The sequence below is a fragment of the Bhargavaea beijingensis genome, from assembly GCF_900101985.1.
GTDB lineage: Bacteria > Bacillota > Bacilli > Bacillales_A > Planococcaceae > Bhargavaea > Bhargavaea beijingensis.
This window is the reverse complement of the sequence record NZ_FNAR01000003.1, coordinates 100,536-123,921: the sequence shown is the minus strand read 5'-3', so window position 1 is coordinate 123,921 and position 23,386 is coordinate 100,536. Positions and strand designations below refer to the sequence as shown.

General features: G+C 53.2%; 22 protein-coding genes and 2 pseudogenes. 16 read left to right on the top strand and 8 right to left on the bottom strand.

Annotated features, from left to right (window positions below; all coding sequences use genetic code 11):
- Positions 1 to 37: 37 nt before the first annotated feature.
- Positions 38 to 1,033, top strand: coding sequence for an ornithine cyclodeaminase family protein (locus tag BLT01_RS03825; RefSeq protein ID WP_092094766.1), 996 nt, complete (start codon positions 38 to 40; stop codon positions 1,031 to 1,033).
- A gap of 513 nt (positions 1,034 to 1,546) precedes the next feature.
- Here the strand turns inward: BLT01_RS03825 and BLT01_RS03815 are convergent.
- The 4 genes from BLT01_RS03815 to BLT01_RS03800 all read right to left on the bottom strand — a co-directional run bounded on the left by BLT01_RS03815 (position 1,547) and on the right by BLT01_RS03800 (position 4,848).
- A complete protein-coding gene (locus BLT01_RS03815) occupies positions 1,547 to 2,269 on the bottom strand; it encodes an amino acid ABC transporter ATP-binding protein (protein WP_092094762.1) in 723 nt (240 codons plus the stop codon).
- Entirely contained in the window at positions 2,256 to 2,921 is a 666-nt protein-coding gene (locus BLT01_RS03810) for an amino acid ABC transporter permease (RefSeq protein WP_092094760.1), read from the bottom strand. Before BLT01_RS03810 ends, BLT01_RS03815 begins: the two co-directional genes overlap by 14 nt.
- A 91-nt stretch (positions 2,922 to 3,012) precedes the next feature.
- On the bottom strand, positions 3,013 to 3,810 hold the full coding sequence (locus BLT01_RS03805; protein ID WP_092094758.1) for an ABC transporter substrate-binding protein: 798 nt from the start codon (positions 3,808 to 3,810) through the stop codon (positions 3,013 to 3,015).
- Between the two features lie 162 nt (positions 3,811 to 3,972).
- A complete protein-coding gene (locus BLT01_RS03800) occupies positions 3,973 to 4,848 on the bottom strand; it encodes a putative RNA methyltransferase (RefSeq protein ID WP_092094756.1) in 876 nt (291 codons plus the stop codon).
- A 183-nt stretch (positions 4,849 to 5,031) separates the two neighbouring features.
- Here BLT01_RS03800 and BLT01_RS03795 point away from each other — a divergent pair, with 183 nt between their 5' ends.
- The 9 genes and pseudogenes from BLT01_RS03795 (at position 5,032) to rsgA (ending at position 13,057) form a co-directional block, all read left to right on the top strand.
- Positions 5,032 to 6,108, top strand: a complete 1,077-nt coding sequence (locus BLT01_RS03795) for an ABC transporter permease (RefSeq protein ID WP_092094754.1) — start codon at positions 5,032 to 5,034, stop codon at positions 6,106 to 6,108.
- The gene (locus BLT01_RS03790) at positions 6,105 to 6,857 is read left to right on the top strand and encodes an ABC transporter ATP-binding protein (protein WP_092094752.1); all 753 of its coding nucleotides are present in this window, start codon (positions 6,105 to 6,107) and stop codon (positions 6,855 to 6,857) included. Before BLT01_RS03795 ends, BLT01_RS03790 begins: the two co-directional genes overlap by 4 nt.
- Complete coding sequence (locus tag BLT01_RS03785) at positions 6,847 to 7,293, top strand: DUF4385 domain-containing protein (protein WP_092094750.1); 447 nt, start codon at positions 6,847 to 6,849, stop codon at positions 7,291 to 7,293. Before BLT01_RS03790 ends, BLT01_RS03785 begins: the two co-directional genes overlap by 11 nt.
- A 64-nt stretch (positions 7,294 to 7,357) precedes the next feature.
- Positions 7,358 to 7,864: a DUF3231 family protein gene (locus BLT01_RS03780; protein WP_092094748.1), complete on the top strand. Its 507-nt coding sequence runs from the start codon at positions 7,358 to 7,360 to the stop codon at positions 7,862 to 7,864.
- A 117-nt stretch (positions 7,865 to 7,981) separates the two neighbouring features.
- Positions 7,982 to 8,680: a 5-oxoprolinase subunit PxpB gene (pxpB, locus tag BLT01_RS03775; RefSeq protein WP_092094746.1), complete on the top strand. Its 699-nt coding sequence runs from the start codon at positions 7,982 to 7,984 to the stop codon at positions 8,678 to 8,680.
- A complete protein-coding gene (locus BLT01_RS03770; protein WP_092094744.1) occupies positions 8,667 to 9,674 on the top strand; it encodes a 5-oxoprolinase subunit C family protein in 1,008 nt (335 codons plus the stop codon). The genes pxpB and BLT01_RS03770 overlap by 14 nt, the downstream gene beginning before the upstream one ends.
- A 2-nt stretch (positions 9,675 to 9,676) precedes the next feature.
- Positions 9,677 to 10,513, top strand: coding sequence for a LamB/YcsF family protein (locus tag BLT01_RS03765; RefSeq protein WP_092094742.1), 837 nt, complete (start codon positions 9,677 to 9,679; stop codon positions 10,511 to 10,513).
- Positions 10,510 to 11,711, top strand: a pseudogene (locus BLT01_RS03760) (NRAMP family divalent metal transporter). The gene BLT01_RS03765 and the pseudogene BLT01_RS03760 overlap by 4 nt, the downstream one beginning before the upstream one ends.
- 266 nt (positions 11,712 to 11,977) lie before the next feature.
- The gene (rsgA, locus tag BLT01_RS03755) at positions 11,978 to 13,057 is read left to right on the top strand and encodes a ribosome small subunit-dependent GTPase A (RefSeq protein ID WP_092094999.1); all 1,080 of its coding nucleotides are present in this window, start codon (positions 11,978 to 11,980) and stop codon (positions 13,055 to 13,057) included.
- Between the two features lie 194 nt (positions 13,058 to 13,251).
- Here the strand turns inward: rsgA and BLT01_RS03750 are convergent, their stop codons facing one another.
- The 3 genes and pseudogenes from BLT01_RS03750 to BLT01_RS03740 form a co-directional block, all read right to left on the bottom strand.
- Complete coding sequence (locus tag BLT01_RS03750; RefSeq protein ID WP_092094740.1) at positions 13,252 to 14,259, bottom strand: DUF1646 family protein; 1,008 nt, start codon at positions 14,257 to 14,259, stop codon at positions 13,252 to 13,254.
- Between the two features lie 120 nt (positions 14,260 to 14,379).
- The gene (locus BLT01_RS03745; protein ID WP_092094997.1) at positions 14,380 to 15,363 is read right to left on the bottom strand and encodes a tripartite tricarboxylate transporter substrate binding protein; all 984 of its coding nucleotides are present in this window, start codon (positions 15,361 to 15,363) and stop codon (positions 14,380 to 14,382) included.
- A 26-nt stretch (positions 15,364 to 15,389) separates the two neighbouring features.
- A pseudogene (locus BLT01_RS03740) lies at positions 15,390 to 16,352 on the bottom strand (tripartite tricarboxylate transporter substrate binding protein).
- Positions 16,353 to 16,745: 393 nt separating this feature from the next.
- Here BLT01_RS03740 and BLT01_RS03735 point away from each other — a divergent pair.
- The 6 genes from BLT01_RS03735 to BLT01_RS03710 all read left to right on the top strand — a co-directional run bounded on the left by BLT01_RS03735 (position 16,746) and on the right by BLT01_RS03710 (position 22,056).
- Positions 16,746 to 17,228 carry a tripartite tricarboxylate transporter TctB family protein gene (locus BLT01_RS03735; protein WP_176765029.1) on the top strand — a complete coding sequence of 161 codons (483 nt, stop codon included), beginning with the start codon at positions 16,746 to 16,748 and terminating at the stop codon, positions 17,226 to 17,228.
- 26 nt (positions 17,229 to 17,254) lie between these two features.
- The gene (locus tag BLT01_RS03730; protein WP_092094736.1) at positions 17,255 to 18,757 is read left to right on the top strand and encodes a tripartite tricarboxylate transporter permease; all 1,503 of its coding nucleotides are present in this window, start codon (positions 17,255 to 17,257) and stop codon (positions 18,755 to 18,757) included.
- 39 nt (positions 18,758 to 18,796) lie between these two features.
- Complete coding sequence (locus tag BLT01_RS03725) at positions 18,797 to 19,357, top strand: chromate transporter (protein ID WP_092094734.1); 561 nt, start codon at positions 18,797 to 18,799, stop codon at positions 19,355 to 19,357.
- Positions 19,354 to 19,890, top strand: a complete 537-nt coding sequence (locus tag BLT01_RS03720) for a chromate transporter (protein WP_092094732.1) — start codon at positions 19,354 to 19,356, stop codon at positions 19,888 to 19,890. The genes BLT01_RS03725 and BLT01_RS03720 overlap by 4 nt, the downstream gene beginning before the upstream one ends.
- A gap of 69 nt (positions 19,891 to 19,959) precedes the next feature.
- Positions 19,960 to 20,409, top strand: coding sequence for an Lrp/AsnC family transcriptional regulator (locus BLT01_RS03715; RefSeq protein WP_092094730.1), 450 nt, complete (start codon positions 19,960 to 19,962; stop codon positions 20,407 to 20,409).
- A 24-nt stretch (positions 20,410 to 20,433) separates the two neighbouring features.
- Positions 20,434 to 22,056 carry a gamma-glutamyltransferase family protein gene (locus BLT01_RS03710; protein WP_092094728.1) on the top strand — a complete coding sequence of 541 codons (1,623 nt, stop codon included), beginning with the start codon at positions 20,434 to 20,436 and terminating at the stop codon, positions 22,054 to 22,056.
- Between the two features lie 175 nt (positions 22,057 to 22,231).
- On the opposite strand, the gene BLT01_RS03705 is transcribed toward BLT01_RS03710, so the two are convergent.
- Complete coding sequence (locus tag BLT01_RS03705) at positions 22,232 to 23,269, bottom strand: PTS transporter subunit IIC (protein ID WP_092094726.1); 1,038 nt, start codon at positions 23,267 to 23,269, stop codon at positions 22,232 to 22,234.
- Positions 23,270 to 23,386: the final 117 nt, after the last annotated feature.

Genomic DNA, 23,386 nt, shown 5'->3' with positions numbered 1-23,386 from the left:
GCACAGCAAGCGCGCAATAAAAGGTGGTTAATTCGTTTTGATTATCATGAATGAACAGCAGATCGTGGAAATGTACGGGATGGAAGATGCCATCCCCGATGTGAAGGCGACGCTCAGGTCACTGGCGGATGGGAAGATTGAAAACCCGATCCGCACGGTCATCGAGTTTCCGGAGCGGAGCGCTTCGGTCTTGTATATGCCATGCGCCGACCTGTCGGAAGGAATCGCGGCGAACAAGACGGTGACGATCTTCCCGGAGAACCCGAAAACAAATGGGCTGCCGACCACTCAGGGCGTCGTGCTCGTGACCGATGCTACAGACGGCCGTCACCTGGCGATGCTGAACGCGTCGTACCTGACGCGGCTCAGGACCGGAGCGATGAGCGGTCTGGCTACAGATCTTCTGGCAAGGGAAGAGGCATCGGTCCTCTGTGTGATCGGAACCGGTGGCATGGCTTATGAGCAGGTGCTCGGCGTGCTGGCTGTCCGGCAGATTCGGGAAATCCTGTTGGTCAACCCGACCCGTTCAAAGGCGGAAGCCTTCGGCGAGCGGCTCAGGAGGGAAGGCCGGATCTCAGTCAATGTATCGGTCGAGATTGTCGATGATGTCGATGAGGCGGTGAGAAGGGCGGATGTCATCAATTGCGCAACGCGGTCCGAGACGCCGGTGTTTGACGGGGAAACCATCCGACCGGGTACGCATGTGAACGGAGTCGGATCCTATCTCCCGCACATGCGGGAAGTGGACGAGACGTTCATCCGCCGCTGCTCGAAAATCATCGCGGATGACCTGCATGGCGTGAAAGAGGAGGCCGGAGAACTGATTCATGCCGACCGATCCGGTGCCTGGTCATTTGATGAGCTTCACGGAGAGCTCGTGCATCTGGTGACCGGACAAGTATCCGGCCGGGAAACCGAGGAGGAGATCACCTTCTTCAAGTGTGTAGGCGCCGCCTATTATGACCTGGCGGTGGCCAAGGGCGTCTACCGCAAGGCGGAAGCGGACGGGCAAGGCGTACAAGTTGAGGTGTAAGTGGAAGGCCGGCAGCGATGCCGGCCTTTTGTTGCACAAAAAGTGGACGCTTACCGCAGACTGGTGAAAAAAGCCGACACGTTTTGCAAGGGGGGGTATTGAGTGATTACAGTGGCGCGGCAAATGGTTGCCTGTTGCGGTTTCGTCATTCGTTCCTGGAGTTTCGTCATTCGGCCGTCCGGTTTCGTCATTCACTGAGAAGTTGGCTGCGAATGACGAAACCGTCGGCGTGAACGATGAAACTGAGCCCATGAATGACGAAACTGAGCCTACGAATGATGAAACTGAGCCTACGAATGATGAAACTGCAGGCTGGCTGGATCACTGACATTGGGGGTGATCAGTGTCCTCCCGAGCATAAGAAAAAGCGATGCTGCGCGGGCATCGCTTTTTCGCATAATGGAGTGAGTGTTAAGAAAAGGCCGCTGAGTGTTAAGAGAAGCATCCCGAGTGTTAAGGAAAATCCCTGTGTGTTAAAATGCTCCCGCTGCCCGACGTCCCCGGCATTCCCTCTTAGAGCACTTTTTCCAGAAAGTCTCTTGCGCGGTGTGTCTTCGGGCTTCCGAAGAATTCGTCCGGTGTGCCTTCTTCGACCAGTTTTCCTTGGTCGAGGAACAGAACGCGGTCGGCGACTTCTCGGGCAAAGCCCATTTCGTGGGTGACGACAATCATCGTCATCCCGCTTTTTGCAAGGTCTTTCATGACATCGAGCACTTCCTTGACCATTTCCGGGTCGAGGGCGGATGTCGGTTCGTCGAACAGCATGAGTTTTGGTTCCATGGCGAGTGCCCGGGCGATGGCGACGCGCTGCTTCTGGCCGCCGGACAAACTGGCCGGATAGGAATCTTCTTTTTCGGACAGGCCGACCCGCTTGAGAAGGGTGCGTGCTTTTTCCTCTGCCTGTGCTTTCGATTCCCCTTTTACTTTCATCGGTGCATACGTCAGGTTGCCGAGAACCGTGAGGTGGGGGAACAGGTGAAAGTGCTGGAACACCATGCCGATTTCCTGGCGCGCGGCCCGGATATCGGCTTTTTTGTCGGTGATGCTGAAGCCGGCGATTTCGACTATTCCTCCGGTCGGTTCCTCCAGTTTGTTCAGGCAGCGGAGGAACGTCGATTTGCCGGAGCCGGACGGGCCGATGACGGCGATGACCTGGCCTGCATCGACTTTGGTCGAGATGCCTTTCAGGACCTCCAGGTCACCGAATGATTTGATGAGTCCCTTAACGGATATCACTTGCTTTCAGCCTCCTTTCGATTTTGCGTCCGATGAGCGTGAGGATCATGACGAGCACCCAGTAGATGAGTCCGACAAAGAGCAGCGGCTCGAATTGGCGGTACATGCTGGCCCCGACGACCTGCGCGCGGCGCATCAGGTCAAGGTAGCCGATCGTCGACACGAGTGCGGATTCCTTCGTGAGGGTGATGACCTCGTTCATGAGCGCCGGCAGGATGTTTTTGAATGCCTGCGGCAGGATGATGTCCTTCATCATCGCACGATATGGGACACCGAGCGCCTGTGCCGCCTCGACCTGGCCTTTATCGACCGCCTGGATGCCGGCGCGGATGATTTCAGAAATGTAAGCCGCGGAGTTCAGCCCGAATGCCGTGATGGCAGACAAAAACGGGGTGATGTCATAGCCGGTCAACTGCGGGACGGCAAAGTAGATCAGCATGAGCTGAAGGATCAGCGGCGTCCCGCGGAAGATGGATGTATAGGCGATGGCGAATGCACGGAGAGGAGCGGGGCCGCTGATCTTAAACAGGGCGAGCAGTGTCCCGATCAGGGCACCGATCAGCAGGGCGACCGCCACAAACTTCAGCGTGACCCAGATGCCTTCCAGCATATAAGGGATATAGGGAGTCATCTGCGTGAAATCAAGATTCATGATGGATTCAACTCTTTTCTGTTGTCCCGCATGCGGGAGGTTGGATAGGAAAAGGGGTTGCCGGAAAAGCGGGCAACCCCTGCCAGTTGGCTTATTCCTGGTCGGACAGCCACTTGTCTTTGAGTTCCTGCAGTGAGCCGTCCTCTTCCATGTCGGCAAGGACTTTGTTCACGTCATCGACGAGTTCGCTGTCTTTCGGGAAGGCGACCGCCATGCCGGGAGAGCTGGTTGTCGGGTCGTCGAATCCGCCAAGGCCCTGTTCTTCCACGTGGCCGACTGCAACGGATTTATCCATATAGGCGGCATCGATGCGCCCGGTCTTTAATTCCTGGATGAGCAAGAGGGAGTTGTCGAGCGCCTTGAGTTCGAAGTTGAGCCCTTCGTCTTTTTTCAGGCGCTTCGCCCCGTCTTCCTGGATGGTGCCCAACTGGACGCCGACCGTTTTGCCTTCGAGGTCTTCGATGGTCTTGATGTCGGAATCCGTGGTGGTGACGAAGAATTCGCCGGAGCGGTTGTATTCGCTAGAAAAGTCCACGTTCTGCTTCCGCTCATCCGTCGCGCTCATGCCGGAAAGAACCATGTCGACGCGGCCTGTGTTGAGGGCGCCGATCAGGCCATCGAACTTCATGTCATGAATCTCCAGTTCGTAGCCAAGTTCATCTGCTATGTGGTTCGCCAGATCAATGTCAAACCCGATTTCCTTGCCCGCTTCATCCCGGAATTCGAATGGAGGAAAGTCAGCCGATGTGCCCATTTTCAGAACTTTTGTTTCTGTGCCGTCTGCCGACGCGTCCGTTTTGTCACCGGATGCGGGATCGCCGCCCGAACCGCAGGCTGCGAGGAACAGGGCCGCAGATGCGACAGATGCAAAAAGTGCTTTCTTGAACATGTATAAAACCTCCGACGTTTGTATATTTATTCGTTTAGATGATTATAGACTGTAAGACCCAGTCTGTAAAGTACAAATTCATGCAAAAAACCGATTTCTCGTGAGAAATCGGTTTCCGCAATAGGCAGGTTGGTGAAACGTCTATATTCGTTGCCATTCCGCCTACCAGTCTCCAGGCTCGCCAACCAGGAGATCCAGTTCCACAGTGATTTCCGCAAAATCGCGGTTCAGGAAGGCCTTGACGGCCGCGGGGTCCGGCGACCAGGAAAGCGGGGTCATGCGCACCAGGTCCTGGAGTTGCAAGCGGTCGAGACGGACGGAATAACGGAGCGGGATCGTTTCCGTGCGGCGGAAGTGCCGGTCGAACAGCCCGATTGTTTCTTCATTGGAATACGTTCGGCGTTTATCCGAATACAGAGCTTCCCGGAGCTCCCGCAAATAGCCGGAAGCGGGCACGGCCTTGATCAGCAAGCCGCCCGGAGCAAGCATCCTCGTGAATTCCTCGTAGTTTGAGGGCGAAAGGATATTCAGGATGACATGGATAGAGTGATCTGCAAATGGTGACTGGGCCAGATCGCCGACGAGCCAGACCGCATCCTGGAAATCTCTCGCTGCGAGCTGGACGCCTTCCTTTGCGATGTCGAGCCCCGCGCCCATCACGTCCATTCCGCTCAGCTGCTGCAGGATCCGATGAAGATGTGTGCCCTCGCCGCAGCCGATATCGGCAAGAACGCCCGGCATGACTGAGGGCAGGGACCTCTCCCGGACCAGATCTGCCACCGCTTTGTGAAACGGGGCATACAGCCCGCTGTCCATCATGATTCTTCGTCTTGCCTCAAACAGTTCTTTATCATAATGGCCGCCGGCAGGCCGGGTCAGCACATTTACATAGCCCTGTTTTGCAAAGTCGAACGAATGGTTCTCCATGCATAGGAGCCGCCCGTCATCCTCGATATGAACCGGGTTTCCGCATACCGGGCATTTCAGCGCATGTACGATCCGCGCTGCACGCCTTGCACCGTCTATCCGTTTTGACATATGAACACCTTCTTTTCCGTACAGTTGATGGGATGCTCTGATTTTATCAGGTTCCGTGCAGAGTCCAAAGTGCAGCTGTCAAATTTCCACACAAACACGCCGTCTTTTGCGGTTTCTGTTTTACAGGCAAGGGTAGAAATAAGAAGGACGAATGTTGAAAGTTTTTCCAGAGGAGTTGGGGACATGTTTTTGGCATGGAAAGAAATCAAGCAAAATAAACTCCGGTTTGCGTTAGTGACGGCTGTTCTCCTGCTTGTATCGTATCTCGTGTTCTTCCTCTCGGGGCTCGCATCGGGCCTTGCAGGACTGAACCGGGAAGCGGTCGACAAGTGGCAGGCGGACGGCATCTATCTGACCGATGAGGCGGACAAGAGCCTGACGCAATCGATGATGGAGGCGGATTTGGCGGACAAGGTAGAGGCGGATGAAACGGCAGTCCTCGCCCAGACGAACGTGATTGCCGATAACGGTGATGTGAAAAGCGGTGTCTCCCTGTTCGGTATCCGGCCGGATGAGTTTATCATGCCTGAACCGACCGAAGGCGACAAGTTCTCGGAGGCGCTTGAGGTGGTCGCTTCGGACAGTTTGAAGGAGGAAGGGTTCTCCATCGGGGATGAACTGGACCTGTCGGGTTCTGACGTGACACTCACCATCACAGGATTTACGGATGAGGCCCGCTTTAATGCCGCACCGGTTTTATATATGAACCTGGATGATTTCAAAAAAGTCCGCCCTGGTGCCGCGGCACAGAGTGCGGGGCGAGAAGAGCAGCCCGAAATGGTGAATGTAATCATCGTCAGAGGCGGGCAGCCCGACAATGTGCCAAAAGACCTTGAGTATATGGAGTCCGAGACGTTCATCGAGAATCTGCCGGGCTACACCGAGCAGAATCTGACCCTGACGTTCATGATCTACTTTCTGTTCGCCATCTCTGCGGCGGTCGTGGCGATTTTCCTGTATGTCCTGACGGTCCAGAAAATCAGCATGTTCGGCGTCATGAAGGCCCAGGGCATCTCAAGCGCATACCTGTCACGGTCGGTCATCGCCCAGACGTTCATACTCGCGGTTATCGGCGTGCTTATCGGCTTCGGCCTGACAGTGCTGACGGGGCAGTTCCTGCCGGCGGCCGTGCCGGTGTCGTTCGACTACGGCATGATGGCGATTTATGGAGCCGTCCTGATTGTCGTGGCAATCCTCGGAGCGCTTGTGTCGGTCTGGACGATTGTGAAAATTGATCCGCTGGAGGCGATCTCGGGATGACGGAACATGTACTGCAGATGGAAGATGTGACGAAAACGTTCGGCTCGGGACGGACGGAAGTCCGGGCGTTAAAGAAGACTTCATTGAATGTAAGCCGCGGCGAAGTGATTGCGATCATCGGGCCCTCGGGTTCGGGAAAGTCGACACTTCTGACGATTGCGGGCGGCCTGCAGGGACCGACCGGGGGAGAAGTGCAGATTGCCGGCGAGCGGATCACCGAACTCAGTGAAAAAGACCGTTCAAAAGTGCGGCTCGAGCATGTCGGGTTCATCCTCCAGTCCTCCAATCTCGTCCCGTTCCTGACCGTTTCCGACCAGCTGAAGTTGCTGGATAAGGTGAAGAAGGGGAATATGTCCAAAGAGGAGCGGGAGGGCCTGTTGGAGGAGCTCGGCATCACCAAGCTGACGAATAAGTATCCGAACGATCTGTCAGGCGGGGAGCGACAGCGTGTGGCCATCGCCAAGGCACTGTACAGCAACCCATCACTCCTGCTGGCCGATGAGCCGACCGCCTCGCTCGACTCGGACCGGGCGTTCGAGGTGATGAAGCTCCTGAAAAGCGCGGCGGTCAAGAAACATGCAGCGACGATTGTCGTCACGCATGATACCCGGCTCACTGACTATGTGGATAAAGTCTACAAAATGGTTGATGGCGTCCTGCATCTCGAAGCCGACAAAGGCGGTGCGGAACCGCTTGAGAATGGCCGGACGGATTTCCTGGAGAAAGGCGGTAATGACGATGGCGTTTGACTATGATTTGGATTTCGACCACATCGATTTCAGGGAACGTCCCGATTTGTACCGGGTGGGCAGGGGCGAGCAGGGCGTTCTTCTCGTGGAACCGTACAAAAGCGAGCTTCTTCCTCACTGGCGGTTCCGCACGCCGGACATCGCCAAACAATCTGCCGACACGCTTTACGAAATGTTTGAGGACTACCGGAAAAACGATGACTTCATCGGAATGGACATGGCGCGCAAATTCATCCAGATGGGCTATACGAGGGCCAGGCGCTATACGAACTACAAGGGCGGCAGAAAGTATAAAGAAGATGGAACGACCCACGAACGTACAGAAGATCCGGTAAAAGCGAAGTCTGCCGCGATCTTCAAAGAATACTGGGATCGCATCCGGGAAGATGACGATTATCTGGGCCGCAAAAAAGAGCATCAGAAAAAATATGGATGATGCATAAAGGAACCCGAATCTCCCCATACTGACCGTGATTACGGAAAGGATGGGAGATTCGCCAATGGGTATCATGAATGACAATCCGAAAAACGAACCGTTGCATTACGGTGAAGTTGTCGGTCTCTGGGCTTACGTCGCTGCGAACAATGGCCTTGTCAGCATGTACGAAGCGTTTGTGAATCATGCGGGCGACAAGGAACTGATCGGTGTCCTCGAAGATGCCATCAAGATGATGAAGTCTGAGAATACTGCTGTTGAGAAGATCCTCAAGGAAAATGGCATCACACCGCCGCCGGCACTGCCGTCACGCGGGAAAGCTTCTTCAGAGGATATCCCGGTGGGTGCCAGGTTCTCCGATCTGGAGATTGCCGCAATTCTTGGCGTCAATGCCGGGCAGGGCCTTGTGTCTTGCAGCGAGGTGATGGGCCAATGCAGCCGGGAAGACGTGGCCGCGCACTTCGCCAGATTCCACGCTGACCGTGCCGCTGCAGGGGCCAAGCTGCTCCGCCTTACCAAGCAAAAAGGCTGGCTGATGACGCCGCCGCTCCACCAGCAGAAAAGCAACTGAACGACAAGACGTGCGCTCCGCTTCGGCGGAGCGTTTTTCTGTTGTTAGAGTTGCGGTTCCGGGCAGGAATTCCGACACGAATTGTCAAAAGAATCAGTGTGGAAAGAAGGGATGTTGATGAAGCTGAACTATCACCCGCTCGGGGACGGGGCAATCGTGGTGACGGCAGGTGAGTCGATCGGTGATGAATCCACGGCACTTGTACGGGCGATTGCCGAAACCATCACCCGCGCAGAGGTTCCGGTCGTGACCGATGTGATCCAGGCCTATGTCACTGTCACGGTGTGCTATGAGGCGGAGAACGGGATGACGTACAGGGCAATGGAGAAGAAGCTTCGGGAACTGTTGTCGGATATTTTGCCGGCCGGCAAGGACGAAGGGCGCACAGTCGAGGTCCCTGTTTGCTACGGCGGCGATTTCGGACCGGATCTCGGATTTGTCGCGGAGCATAACGGACTGACCCAAGAAGAAGTGATCCGGATCCATTCCGGAACTACATACGACGTCAAGATGATCGGGTTCGCTCCAGGGTTCCCCTTCCTCGGCGGTATGGATGAACGCATCGCGGCCCCGAGGCGGCCGTCACCGAGACTGGAGATTCCAGCGAGGACGGTTGGCATCGCGGGGGCCCAGACCGGGGTTTATCCGATTGGGACACCAGGAGGCTGGCAGCTGATCGGCAGGACGCCGGTCGAACTGTTCTTGCCGGATAAAGAGATTCCGAGTCTTTTACGGCCGGGAGATCAAGTCAGGTTCAGGCAAATCTCCAAAGAAGAATATGAAAAGATGGGGGCGGGCGGCGATGCTCAAGATTGAAAAACCGGGCCTCCAGACGACTGTCCAGGATCTCGGCCGCCCGGGATTCCAGCAGTACGGAGTGGTCGCCGGAGGAGCGATGGATCCCTATTCGCATCGTGTGGCGAATCTTCTTGTCGGCAACAGCGAGACCTGCGCCACGGTTGAAGCGGCACTTGCCGGGCCGTCCATCCGCTTTGAAGCGGACAGCCTGATTGCGCTGGCAGGCGGGGACCTGTCTCCGAGCATTGAAGGGGAGCGGGTCCCGATGTGGAGACCGGTCGCCGTTCGGTCCGGCTCGGTCCTCGACTTTGGAAAGCCGGCCGCGGGCTGCCGGGTGTATGTGGCTGTCGCAGGCGGCATCGATGTGGCTGAAGTGATGGGCAGCCGGTCGACTTATACAAAAGCCCGGATCGGCGGTTTGGACGGACGGTGTCTGGAAGAGGGTGACCGCCTGCCGGCGGGGGCTCCCTCCGCCCACGCAAAGCAATGGGCAGAAAAAGCGCTGTCCGGTGCGGATGGCAGGAAATTCTCCGCAGCGGACTGGTCCGTCTCGGATGACCTGATCCCGCGTTACAGAAATGAAGCGGAAATCCGGATGATGAAAGGCCCGCAGCACCACTGGTTCTCCGAAAAAAGCCGGAACGCGTTTTTCGGCGGGACGTTCACCGTCTCCTCGGAATCGGACCGGATGGGCTACCGGCTGAAAGGGGACACTCTCCGGCTGTCTGAACCACGCGAACTTCTTTCCGAAGGGGTCGTGGCCGGAGCGGTCCAGGTGCCATCCGGCGGAAACCCGATCTTGCTGATGGCCGACCGCCAGACGACCGGGGGTTATCCGAAAATCGGCCAGGCGACCACGGTTGACCTTCCGCTAATCGCCCAGATGCAGCCGGGAGCCAAACTTCGTTTCACGGAAGTATCCGTTGAAGCGGCACAACAGCTATTGATGCAACAAAAGAAAGAACTCGCGGAACTGAAACTTGCCATTGAACTGAAAATGAAGGGGGTATAAACATGAGTGATCAAGTGGACCTGAACTGCGACTTGGGAGAATCGTTTGGCGCCTATACGATGGGAAATGACGAGGAGATTCTCGACCTGATCACAAGCGCGAACGTTGCCTGCGGATTCCACGCGGGTGATCCATCCGTCATGAAAAAGACGGTTCGGATGGCCCTGCAAAAAGGCGTCGGCATCGGAGCCCATCCCGGAACCCCGGACCTGGCAGGGTTCGGAAGGCGCACCATGGCCATTTCAGCAGAGGAAGCGTACGACCTGACGTTGTATCAGATCGGTGCCCTTGATGCATTCGTCCGGGCGGAGGGCGGCGAGATGCAGCACGTCAAGGCGCATGGCGCGCTCTATAACATGGCGGCGAAGGACGCGTCTCTGGCGGAGGCAATCGCCGAAGCGGTATATGCGGCCAATCCGGAACTCATTCTGTTCGGCCTGTCGGGAAGCGAGCTGGTCAGGGCAGGTGAAAAGATCGGCCTCCGGACGGCGAACGAAGTGTTCTCGGACCGCACGTATCAGCCTGACGGAACGCTGACGAACCGCCGGGAACCGAACGCCCTGATCACGGACCCTGATTTGGCAGCGAACCAGGTCGTCCGCATGGTGAAAGAGGGCAAGGTGCAGACCGCCGATCAGACGGACTTCGCCTTGTGCGCGGACACGGTCTGCATTCACGGCGACGGAGCGGCCGCGCTTGAATTTGCCCGCAGGCTCAAGGACCGGCTGCCTGAAGAAGGCGTCAAAGTGGAGAAGATCGGCAGCCGGTTTTCAAGGAAATGGACCGGCTCTCGAAAAGGGGAAAGAGAGACGGATGTCACACACAGGGGGAACCGATGAATCAGACAGTGGATCAAAAACAAATCCGCAGCGTCATGCTCGGTGCCGCGTTCCTGATGGCGACTTCAGCCATCGGACCGGGCTTCCTCACACAAACAACCGTATTTACCGAGCAGCTGCTGGCCAGCTTTGCGTTTGTCATACTGGTTTCCATCTTAATCGATATTGCGGCCCAGCTGAACATCTGGCGGATCATCGCCATCTCCGGAAAAAGAGCGCAGGACATCGCAAATGATGTCTTGCCGGGCCTCGGCTACCTGCTTGCGCTGCTGGTCGTCATGGGAGGTCTCGCCTTCAACATCGGAAACATCGGCGGTGCCGGTCTCGGCGCGAATGTCTTGTTCGGCATCGAACCGAAAACGGGGGCCATCATCAGCTGTGTTCTTGCTGTCGGCATCTTTGTCGTGAAGGAAGCGGGCCGAGCCATGGACCGCTTCACACAGATTCTGGGCTTTGTCATGATCGCCCTGACGCTTTATGTGATGTTCACCGCGCAGCCGCCCTACGGGGAAGCGGCGCTGCGGACTGTGGCCCCGATCGAGATGGACATCCTGGCAATCGTCATGCTTGTCGGCGGGACGGTCGGCGGTTATATCACCTTCGCCGGCGGCCACCGGCTCATTGATGCCGGCATCAAGGGGAAGGAATACTTACCGGTCGTTTCAAAAAGTGCCGTCACCGCGATCGGTGTCGCCTCGCTTATGCGCATCCTTTTGTTCCTTGCCGTGTTGGGGGTCGTTTCCCAGGGACTCAAACTGAACCCTGGCAATCCTCCGGCATCGGTCTTTCAGCTGGCGGCAGGGGACCTCGGCTACAAGATTTTCGGCGTCGTCATGTGGTCCGCCGCGGTCACATCGGTCGTAGGGGCGGCCTACACGTCGGTTTCCTTTATCCGGTCGTTCAGCTCGTGGATTGACCGTCACGCGAAGAAGTTTATCAGTGATTCATTCTGATTTCCACACTCGTTTTTGTCATTGTCGGGCAGCCGGTTAAGATCCTCGTACTGGTGGGCTCACTAAACGGCCTCATCTTGCCGCTCGCGCTCGGCGTCATGCTCATTGCCGCCTATCAGGCAAGGATTGTCGGGGATTACAAACATCCGATGTAGCTGACCGTTCTCGGTATCATCACGGTCGTCGCCATGGCATTGATGGGCGGGTATTCTCTGATCAATGGGATTCCGCAGCTGTTTAAGTGATCCGAATGAAATCTGCAGAATCTGATTGACGGGACAGTCCCTGTCTTGGTATTCTGTTTTTACCAACAACGGAAAGCAGGTGATGTGAGATGGCTAAAGTAGAGATTGCAATGCAACAATCCGGTCGGCCTGGACTCACACGCCTGCAGGGCGCGTTTTGACGTGCTCTCCTGTTTCGCGTGCCTGAGAACCTCCAAAGCCGCCGGATTGCCGGTAAGCTGATGGAGGTTTTTCTTATGGTCACGGAAATAACAGGAGGAAACAAATTGAACATGACTCACTATGGATTAAAAGATCCATTTAAAACGCAGGCGGAAAGCCTGATGGCGACATCCGAGTTTTCGCGCTGCATCCCGGGACGGGTGGTACTTGAACACAAGCGGATGTACCGGGTGATGACGGAACGGGGAGAATGGATGTCGACTGTTTCGGGCAGCTATGCGTTCCGGGCTGCCGGGCGGATGGATTTCCCGTCTGTCGGAGACTGGGTGCTCGTGGAGCAGATGCCGGGCGAGGAAAAAGGAATCATCCATGCGCTGCTCGGCCGGACCTCGGTCTTTACACGCAAGGAAGCGGGGCAGCGGGTCGAGGAACAGATTGTTGCGGCGAATGTGGATATTGTCTTTCTTGTCATGAGCCTGAACGCCGACTTTAATGCCCGAAGGCTGGAGCGGTACCTCGTAGCGGCCTGGGATTCCGGTGCGAGGCCGGTGATTGTACTGACGAAAAAGGATCTGTGCGAAAACCCGGCCGATTATCTGGATGAACTCGGTGGCGTCGCGTTCGGGGTTGATACGGTGCCCGTAAGTGCAGTGACCGGCGAAGGGCTGGACGAAGTCCGGAGTTTTCTCGGCGAAGGGGTGACGGCTGCGCTTCTCGGTTCTTCCGGCGCGGGCAAATCGACCCTGACAAATGCGTTGTCGGGCAAGAAAGCGATGGCCGTGCAGGACATCCGGGAAGATGACGCGAAGGGACGCCATACGACAACCCACCGCGAACTGATTCCGCTGCCGGGCGGTTCCTGCCTGATTGATACGCCGGGGATGCGGGAACTCCAGCTGATGGACCAGGGAGATGGACTCGACTCCGGGTTCAGGGATATCGATGAATTGGCGGAATCCTGCCGGTACCGTGACTGCGGGCACGGGAAAGAGCCGGGCTGCACGGTCCGGGAGGCGGTCGAAGACGGCCGCTTGTCGGAAGACCGGCTCGTGAGCTACTTTAAGCTTCAGCGGGAAATCGCCTATATCGAACAGAAGTCCGACGCCCGTGCCAGGATGGCAAGCGCAAAGCAGCGCAAGGACCTGACGAAAGCGGCCCGATACAATCGGAAACAGAAGAGATGAATATCAAGCGGGAGGGGGAATAGGATGTTTCCCCCTCCTGCTTTTGTATGAATTGGATGGAGGCACTGGGATCGCGTGACGGAGCACTGACTCCCCATTTGGAAGCACTCGCCAAAACTTTCGAAGCACTCGTCTCCCGATTGGAAGCACTCAACCGGGTTTCCGGAGCAACCGCCAATCACCCCAACCTTTCCTCACCAGATTCCGATCACATAGTAAACCACGAGCGCCACCAGTCCGACGGGAACGCCGAATTTCGCCCATTCGCCGCTGGAGATCCGGAGTTTGCCTGCGGCGATGATGTTCGGGATATTCCCCGGGATCAGCATCCCGCCGCTGATCAGGAGGCCGAGAAGAATGGCCCGGATGGAGTCAAATTGCATCAGCGGGCTGATTTCGGCGGCAGCCAGTGTGGCGTTGTCGAGAACAGCGGACAGCATGTTCATCCAGTAGAGCGTACCAGGTTCCACATCGGTCAGATGCTCGCGGATCAAGGGTTCGAATCCTGCACCGAGCATCGTGAGCGCCATGATGAAAAGGTAGACCTTGAACGAACGTGTGAAGATGGACGACACAGGCTCGGGCGGCGGCGGGGTGCCGCCGGCTTCTTTTCCCGGCGGGTCCACCCAGACAGCCGCAAGCATCCCGAACAGCAGGATGGCTGTGAGGACGTCGAGGCCAATCAGGTTAAAGAGAAATGAAAACTCGGCATTCAGTTTCTGCACGGTGATGGTGGAAAGGGGCTCGCCGATCGGGGTGAGCGCGGCGCCAAGCCCGATCGAGTAGCACGCAAGGATCACAAGCCGGATCTCTGAACGCCTTGCAAGACCAAGCGTGCCGGTCACCGTGACGAGCACGAGCGCCGCGATGATGGCAGTGATCATGCTTGAGACCAGGCCGAGCCCGATGACAAGCAACGCATAAAGAAGCCGATCGGGCATGACTTTCCGCAACCACCGGATGCCGCCGGCAAGCCGCCGGTAAAACAGGCGGAAAACGATGCCGGCAACGAGTACGGTAAAGGTGATCGGCAGTGGATCGGAAAAGGCCTGTCCGAGCAGTTCGCGGTTCATCATTCCGCCAATGATGGCCGCAGCGATTCCCATGACCAGGAGGAACAGTTCCAGCTGCCGCTCAATCGGCTTCACGGAAAACGGCAGAATGAGGACGAGGAGAAGAATGATGAGGAGGCCGGTGGTCATGAAGTATGCTCCTTTTTAGCTTGTTAAAAAATCATACGCCAAGCTGGAGGTGTACATGTCTATATCAATCAAAAGAGCAGAATGACCTTTTTGCATCGGCCATTCTGCAATTTTTAGTTTTTAATCAATCAGCTCACTATCCCGCAGAGACTCTTCCATATCAGTTTCCAAGTCTTTAATGAATACTTTGTAATCCTCGGTATTTTTATAATTCACCTCGGTGCCGAGTGATTCCAATTTTGTAATAAAGTTTTCGCTGGAGGTTACTTGCTTAAGTGCTTCGTCCAGTTTTTTGATTATTTCTTCAGGAGTTCCTTTTGGTGCAACAAATCCTCGGTTGGCAGCTGATACAACGTCAATTCCCTGTTCTTTGAGTGTCGGAACATCAGGGAAGTCTTTACTTCGTTCTTCACCTGTATACCCCAGGAATTTCAGCCTATCGCCTTCAATATAGTCTTTGCCGGCAACAATGGATACACTTCCAAGTGCGACGTCGTTGGCAACAATAGCTTTCATCCGCTGGGCCGTTCCGTCATAGCCCACAATATTAAATTTAATCCCTGCTCCGGTTTGGATCAGGGCAGGCTCCAATTCAGAAATCGATCCGATTGACGCAGCGTATGAAATTTCGCCTGGTTTTGACTTGGCGTCTGCGACTAAATCTTCCATAGAGTTCCACGGGTTCTCAGGGTTCGTGGCAATCATATTGTACGTTGATGTGATTAGTGAGATCGGTTCAAAGTCAGAGAAGCCAAAGCCGGCTTGTCCTGTTAGTTCTGACATCGCCATGGAGTCATGAACAGCGAGGATTGTATAGCCGTCCGGTTCAGCGCTGAGAGCTTCCTGTGAACCGATGACCCCGCTGCCTCCGGCAATGTTTTTTACAACAACTGTCGTATCCAGAACCTTTTCTAATTCTTCTGCTGCAATTCTATTTACCGCATCCGTATCTCCACCAGCATCCCATGGGACAATCAGTTGAATAGGCTTGTTCGGGTAAACACTTCCAGAGGAGCCGGCTTTCTCAGCTGTGTCGCTACTGCAGGCAGCAAGTGCCACCAGGACCAGACTGAGACCTATGAGCATCCATAGCTTCTTCTTCATTTCTTTCATCCTTTCCAAAAGAACAATCATTCACTCAATAAATTGCTTTTTTCGAGCAGTGCCCTCATCTCTTCTTCGCTTTGGTCGATAAATTCCAGGTAATCAGTGGAGTTTTTAAAATTCACCTCTGTGCCAAGGCCTTCAATTCTTTCGATAAATTCTTCATTGTTCGATACGGTCTCAAGCGCATCGTTCAGTTTCTTAATGATGGACTCTGGTGTTCCTTTAGGCGCGACAATGCCACGGTTTGTCCCTGTTGCCATGTCTAATCCCTGTTCCTTTAGTGTCGGAACGTCTGGCAACACGTTGCTCCTCTCTTCTCCGTTGTAGCCGAGCAGTTTCATTCGGTTATCCGCTATGTAGTCTTTCCCTGCGATTGCAGAAACGCTTCCGAGTGATACATCATTTGCCACAACTGCTTTCATTCTTTCAGCTGTTCCGTCATAGCCGACAATGTTTAGCTTAACGTCCGCAACGGATTCCATCAGAACTGGTTCAAGTTGAGAGGTTGAGCCGATGGAAGCGGCATAGGTAATTGATCCAGGATTGTTTTTAGCATCCTCAATCAGATCCTCCATGGAATTCCATGGATTCTCCGGGCTTGTAGCAATGAAGTCGTATGAGGAGGTCATGAGGGCCACCGGTTCAAAGTCGCTGTACCCAAAATCTTACTGGCCAGTCATTTGAGACATGGCTACTGAATCATGAACCGCAAGCAGTGTATAGCCATCCGCTTTTGCAGTTTTGGCTTGCTGAGCTCCCACAACGCCGCTTGCTCCTGCGACATTTTGAATGACGATTTTCTGGCCTAGTTCTTTTGAAAGTTCATCTCCTACAATTCGATAAATCGCATCTGTGTCCCCGCCGGCACTCCATGGGACAACCAGTTGAATCGGTTTTTCCGGATATGTGCCGGCATCAGTTCCCGCAGAGGATTCCGAATCACTACATGCAGCCAGTAAAGCTGATGAAAGCAGAAGTGCTGACAAAATGATTTTCTTTCTCAAAAAAATCCTCCTTTTTGTACATTTGATTACTTTTCGAAAGCAAGGTTCTTGTAATTCGATTAATTAATCGAGTTATACATCACCATCTCTTTCTTTTAGTTTAATAAAATGAATCATAGATTGACAAAGAAGAAAAGTCAATCTCTTTTGAATACTCTTTTATGATTTCTGATTTCCATCATAAAGAAAGGCACTTGCCTCTTTTACAAATCACTTGTAAGGGAATTAAGCCATATTTGTTTTTAATTGTCCGAAAAGTTTGTTGACAATTTTGAAGGTCTTGAATATGATGATTATCAAAAAGAAGGTGGATTTCTGCAAAGACCTTCAAAAAGAAAGATTTGATGAAATCCACTGATGCAAAGGAGTGATTATGTGAAGACGGCAAAAAGGGATGCAATCAATGCGTTGGTAGTCATTTTGTTTTGCGGAGTGGCCTATTCAGGGGTCTTACAGATTCCTGTCCGGGGAGCAGCCAAGACGGAAGCAGACTTTTTCCCGAAAATCATCATCGGCTTGTTGCTGTTCCTTGCTCTCTGCCTGCTCATCAATGCCATTTATACCATGGTGAAGCACAGGGCAGATGTGCGGGAAAAGACAAACTGGAAGGCATTAATAAAAGACAATCGAAAAGTGATGATTACTTTTCTGATCTTCGGAGCTTATATTCTCTTGCTCCAAGAGGTTGGCTATTTCATCAGTTCATTTGTTTTCCTTTTAACGCTTTATCTGTTTCTAATGCCGGGAAAAAAGCGATACATAACGGCAGTTGTAGGTTCAGTACTGGTCACGGTAGTTTTATTTTTAATTTTCCAATACGGTCTGTCCGTTTATCTGCCTAAAGGCAGACTGTTTTAATAACGGCAAAAGAGAGGTGAGAAGATATGGAGAATTTATTGCTCAGCGTTGAGTCAATACTAAATGTGCAAACGATCCTTATTCTGTTGATTGGTGTCGTAGTGGGGATTATCGTGGGAAGTATTCCGGGCTTCACCATTACGATGGGAGTCGCGCTAACGCTTCCGTTCAGCTTTAGTATGGATCCTATCAACGGAATAGCCCTGATGATGGGCGTTCAAGTTGGAGGCAGTTCAGGTGGGCTGATCACAGCCTGTTTGTTAGGAATACCGGGAACACCATCAGCAATGGCAACAACATTTGACGGATTTCCCATGGTCAAAAAGGGAGAGGCCGGCAAAGCGCTGGCAGTCGGGCTATGGTCATCATTCATCGGTACCATTATTTCAGGAATTGTTTTGATCTTCATGACCCCGATATTGGCTGAATGGGCTCTTGATTTCGGACCGTGGGAAATGTTTGCGTTAATGCTATTCGGTATTAGTGCCATTGCAAGCCTGAGTGAAGGCTCATTGATAAAAGGATTGATAGCCGGGTCCATCGGAATTGCTTTTTCCCTTGTTGGTACAGACCCGCTTCTTGGAACAAGTAGATTTACATATGGATTTACAGAATTACTGGCAGGTTTTAACTTTTTGCCGGTCTTGATCGGGGTCTTTGCTTTCTCTCAACTGATGTCTGACATTAAAAATCCTCCTGACAGTTTAGATATCAAATTCAATTCGAATGTTAGTTATCCGCTAGTGAAAACGATTAAGGATATATGGACATCCAAGTTGAATGTAATCAGGTCCAGTTTGATCGGTGTCTTTGTCGGGATTTTACCGGCGGCCGGGGGAAGTATCGCGAACATCTTAAGTTATGATATTGCCAAAAAGTTTTCGAAACAGCCTGAGAAATTCGGGACAGGCACAAAAGATGGTGTTATTGCAGCGGAATCAGCAAACAACTCGTCAATCGGCGGTGCATTTGTCCCCATGTTAGCCTTTGGGATACCGGGAGATGCGGTGACCGCCATGATGCTCGGTGCGCTCCTCATTCATGGAATTCAGCCGGGACCATTACTGATGCAAAATCAGCCGGTCCTGGTGTATGGAATCTTCATTTCCATCTTTATTGCGGCGATCTTTATGCTGATTGTCCAGAGCTACGGAATTAAGGCATTCTTGAAAATCACCGATATCCCTCAGCATGTACTGATACCACTCATTCTCATGCTTTGTGTGCTGGGTAGCTTTGCTGTCAACAACCGGACATTTGATGTTTGGATCCTCCTGATTTTCGGCTTGATTGGCTATTGGATGAAGAGCAACGACTTTCCATTGCCGCCATTTATTCTAGGAATTATCTTGGGACCGATGATTGAGCAGAATCTCCGGCAGGCAATCACGATCGATTCTGATCTTACAGTGTTTATGACACGTCCGATCTCTGCTGTCCTGATTGTGCTGGCGGTTCTCTCCATGGCTTATGGGATTTATAATAATTTTAAGAGCAAGAGCGATACCGGAATGACTCAAAGCTCTTAAGGTGGGGGGATTATTTTTAAAGCAAAGGATCGGATTAGAATGTACAAAGACTTGTTTATTGCGTTTAGCAGGGCAGGCCTGCTCGGTTATGGAGGCGGTCTTTCCGCCATTCCTCTTATGCACAATGAAGTGGTGGAACGGTATAAGTGGTTGGATGATGATGAGTTTTCCGATATCCTGGCCCTTGCCAATACTCTTCCCGGCCCGATCAATACAAAGCTGGCAGGGTATATCGGCTGGAGGCTCAAGGGATTTTGGGGAATGATGGTGAGCCTGATTGGCTCGTTTCTGCCAACAGCCATCTTGATGGTTTTACTGCTGACCCTATTGAATGCTTTTAAAGATAAGCCATGGGTCCAAGGAATGGCGAAGGGTGTTATCCCAATCGCAGGTGTCATGATCGGTGTAATGGCGATTGATTTTATTAAAAAAGCAGGCAATGGTCTCGGATGGTGGGTAGCGGGTATTTTGGCTGTCCTAAGTATCATCCTGATCGGGTTTTTGGGCATCCATCCGGCGATCCTTATTGTGGTGCTGATTCTTTCGGCATTTGTTCCGTTCGAAAAATGGAAAAAGAGGCGTAAGGAGGGCGAAAAATGATTTATTGGCAATTATTCATTGCCCATTTTGTGCCTAATCTGCTTGGTTACGGAGGAGGGCCCGCCACCATCCCCCTCTTGGAACATGAGGTGGTCGACCGGTATGGCTGGTTTACGACCCAAGAATACAGTGAAATTGTTGCTCTCGGGAATGGCCTACCGGGTCCGATTGCCACGAAAATGGCTGCGTATATCGGGTTCGACCAAGGAGGGATTCTTGGTGCATTTGTCGCTACATTTGCGACAGTCGCACCTTCGCTCATGCTTTTGCTGATGCTTCTTGGGATTCTGATGAAATACAAGGAGTCCCCTGCGGTCAAGAAGCTAACGAAAGTGGTACGCCCGACAATTGCAGTGTTACTTGGTTTAATGACATATGATTTCTTTTTCGATTCGTATAGCGGGATCGGAGTTGTGCATACGACAATCCTGATCATTGTCGGCTATGTACTCTTGGAGGTCAGAAAAATCAGCCCGACCATTGTCGTCCTTGCAGCATTGATTTATGGGGCCGTTTTTCTAGGTGGTTACTGATGAATAAGTGTAATTTTAATGAGGGGATGGGATAATAAATGTTAGGCAATTAATCTTCCTAAGTGAGGGATTATTTTGGATAACATAGACCAGAAAATATTGAATTTGTTGGTTGAAGACGGCCGGCGTTCGTACGTTGAGATTGCAGCTGAATTGAATTTGTCACGTGTTGCAGTGAGAGACAGGATACGGAATATGAAGGAAGCCGGCATTATAGAGAAATTTACAGTGGTGATTAACAGCGAACGGGTGGGCAAAGGAGTTTCTGCTTTTTTCGAGGTGGATTGTGAGCCCTCATCGCTCGTTGAGGTCGCACACTCACTTGTTGAAATACCGGATGTCGCCAGCTGCTATCAGATGACAGGTCCGTCGACGCTTCATGTCCACGTGCTGGTGGAAGACTTTCCTGATTTGGAACGTTTCATTAATGAAAAATTGTACGCATTAAACGGAATTACGAGGGTGGAGAGCCACGTCCTGCTGCGCAGGTTCAAGAGTAGGACCGGTCTGAAGCTATAAAGACAAGTCAAAGGGGGATGCAAATTGGATTATCTTTACCATCCATTCAGATCATACAGAAATACGGTGTTCGCTAACAACGGAATTGTTGCGACTAGTCAACCGTTGGCGGCACAAGCCGGCATTGAAGTCATGCGCCAAGGTGGCAACGCTATAGATGCTGCAATCGCCACGGCAGCTGCTTTAACCGTCGTTGAACCGACGAGTAACGGAATCGGAGGAGATGCGTTTGCTCTGATCTGGACCAAAGGAAAACTGCATGGCTTGAATGCATCCGGTCCGTCGCCGAAATCAATTACTGCTGAAAAAGTAAGGGAACAGGGACATGAAAAGATGCCGGTATACGGAGCAATCCCTGTCACTGTTCCAGGTGCACCGGCCTCCTGGGCAGAAGTATCGAAGAAATTTGGAAGATTAAGTCTGCTGGAGACATTGGCGCCTGCTATCAGGCTAGCGGAAGAAGGTTTCCCGCTCACGCCGATCCTAGGTAAGTTTTGGCGGATTGCTTATGATAAATTCAAGGCGTTGTCCGATCAGTCATCTGAAGAGGCACGTACCTTTGAGGCTTGGTTTGATACTTTCGCACCAAATGAAAGATCCCCGGAAATTGGTGAGGTTTGGAAGTCCCCGGACCATGCCGATACGCTCCGCCAGATTGGTGAAACAGACGGCCGGGCATTTTATGAAGGCCCTCTCGCGGAAAAAATGGCGTCAGCTGTACAGGAACACGGCGGCTTCCTGAGTACAGAAGATCTTGCAGCTTACCATCCGGAATGGGTCGAGCCGGTGTCGGCGAATTACCGGGGCTACGACGTCTGGGAAATCCCGCCGAACGGCCAGGGTATGGTTGCATTAATGGGATTGAACATCCATTCTGCGGATGGGATTATTCCAAAGTACGGGGAAGTTGAAACGCTCCATCGTCAGATTGAGGCGATGAAACTCGCTTTCACAGACGGAAAGGCGTTTATTACCCAGCCTGATGAGATGCCTGTCGAGACGGAGCATCTTCTTTCAAGGGAGTACGCGCAGAAGAGGGCCGGCGTCATCAGTGACCGGGCCATCGACCCCGAGCCTTACGAACTGCCGAAGGGCGGTACCGTCTATCTTGCTGCGGCTGACGGAGAAGGCAACATGGTGTCCTTTATCCAGTCCAACTATATGGGCTTCGGATCGGGCATCGTCGTCCCGGGTACCGGTATTGCGCTTCAGAATCGCGGCGCTGACTTCTCACTCGACCCGGAGCATCCTAACTATCTAAAGCCGGGCAAGAAGACATACCATACAATCATTCCGGGCTTCCTTACGAAAGACGGAGAGGCGGTCGGCCCGTTCGGTGTCATGGGCGGTTACATGCAGCCGCAGGGCCACTTCCAGGTCGTCTCGAACACGGTCGACTTCCGCCTGAATCCACAGGCCGCACTTGATCAACCGCGTTGGCAGTGGACCGGAGGCAAGACCGTCCAGGTGGAGCCGGACTTCCCGCTCCATCTTGCACAGGCCCTCCAGCGGAAAGGCCACGACATCCAGATTGCGACAGACTCCGGCGGCTTCGGCCGCGGCCAGATCATCTGGCGCAACCCTGAAACCGGCGTGCTTGAAGCCGGCACGGAATCCAGAACCGACGGCTCGGTAGCAGTCTGGTGAAATTGAAAGAAAACGCTGGCACTCTTGTGAGGGTCGGCGTTTTCATGTGCTTCAGGGAGCGTTTTGAAGCATTCGAAGTCACTTTGGAAGCATTCAGTTCTCAGTTCCAAGTACTTGTCCCATATTCAATCCCTTACACAAAAAAGAGTCTGCCCCAAAGGACAGGCTCCTGCCATCAATCAAAATTCAATTTGTAATCCTCGTCACGGATCATTTTCAGTCTGCGTGAGAAGACGTAGATCAGGCCGAGGTTCAGGAGAATCGGCAGGATGATGAAACTGCCGAGCATGATGGAGATGTTCCCGAGGGTCCAGCCGCCATCGGCAAGCTTCATATAGTTCAGCGGACCGACCAGGCCCGATAAGCCGAAGCCTGCACTGTACGGGGTGCCCTGAATGTTCAGGACGCCCGCTATCCCGCCGAGGATGGCCGCGGAAAGGATCATAGGGAAGGCGATTTTCGGCTTCATGAGGAAGTTCCGCATCTGGATCTTCGGAGAACCGAGCACATGGGCCAGCGCGGTTCCAAGGGAGTTCGCCTTGTAGCTGGCGATGGCCAGGCCGACCCCGGCCGCGACGATGCCCAGATTGGCAGCGCCCGCTCCGATGCCGGACAGCATAATGACGGTCGCCACGCCGACAGTCGAAAATGGCGAAAGGATCAGTACGCAGAAGACGACGGCAATGGCTGCTCCCATAAAGACCGGCTGCAGTTGCGTCAGGTACGCAACGCCAGTGCCGACAATCATCGACCCGCCCTTGACGTAAGGAAGAAGAAGATAACCGATCATGCCGGGGACAAGGATGGTCGCCGTCGGGATGACAAGTATCGCATATTCTTTCATCTTGTCCCCAAGAAGCTTGACGAACAGCACAGCGAGGGCAGCGGTAATCCCGATGTTCAGAGTGGTGCCGATTCCCGATAAGGTAAAGACGCCTTCCGTATTTTTGACGACCGCGCCGCTGCCAATCATGGCTGCAATTCCGACGCTCGCCGTCTGGATCGGGGTGAGCTTAAAGGAAACCCCGACCATGACGCCGATAATGACCGGCAGCAGGCTCATCACGTAAACCGTAATATCCAGCACATGCTGGAGTGAAGGGAAGTGGGGGATGAGCAATTTGAGAATTTCGCCCAATAGTGCGTTGGGTATGAGAGCTACGACAATCCCGATGCTCATGCCGTTGAGCAGGTTGGAAAAGAACTGTTTCATGAGGCCAAGGCTCCTTCAAGGATAATGGGTCTCATTATAGGGTTGATAAGTTATCAGGTCAATAGAATTTTTCGGAATATTTAGTGTAAACGCTTTCTGAACGGATTAAGGAAAAGA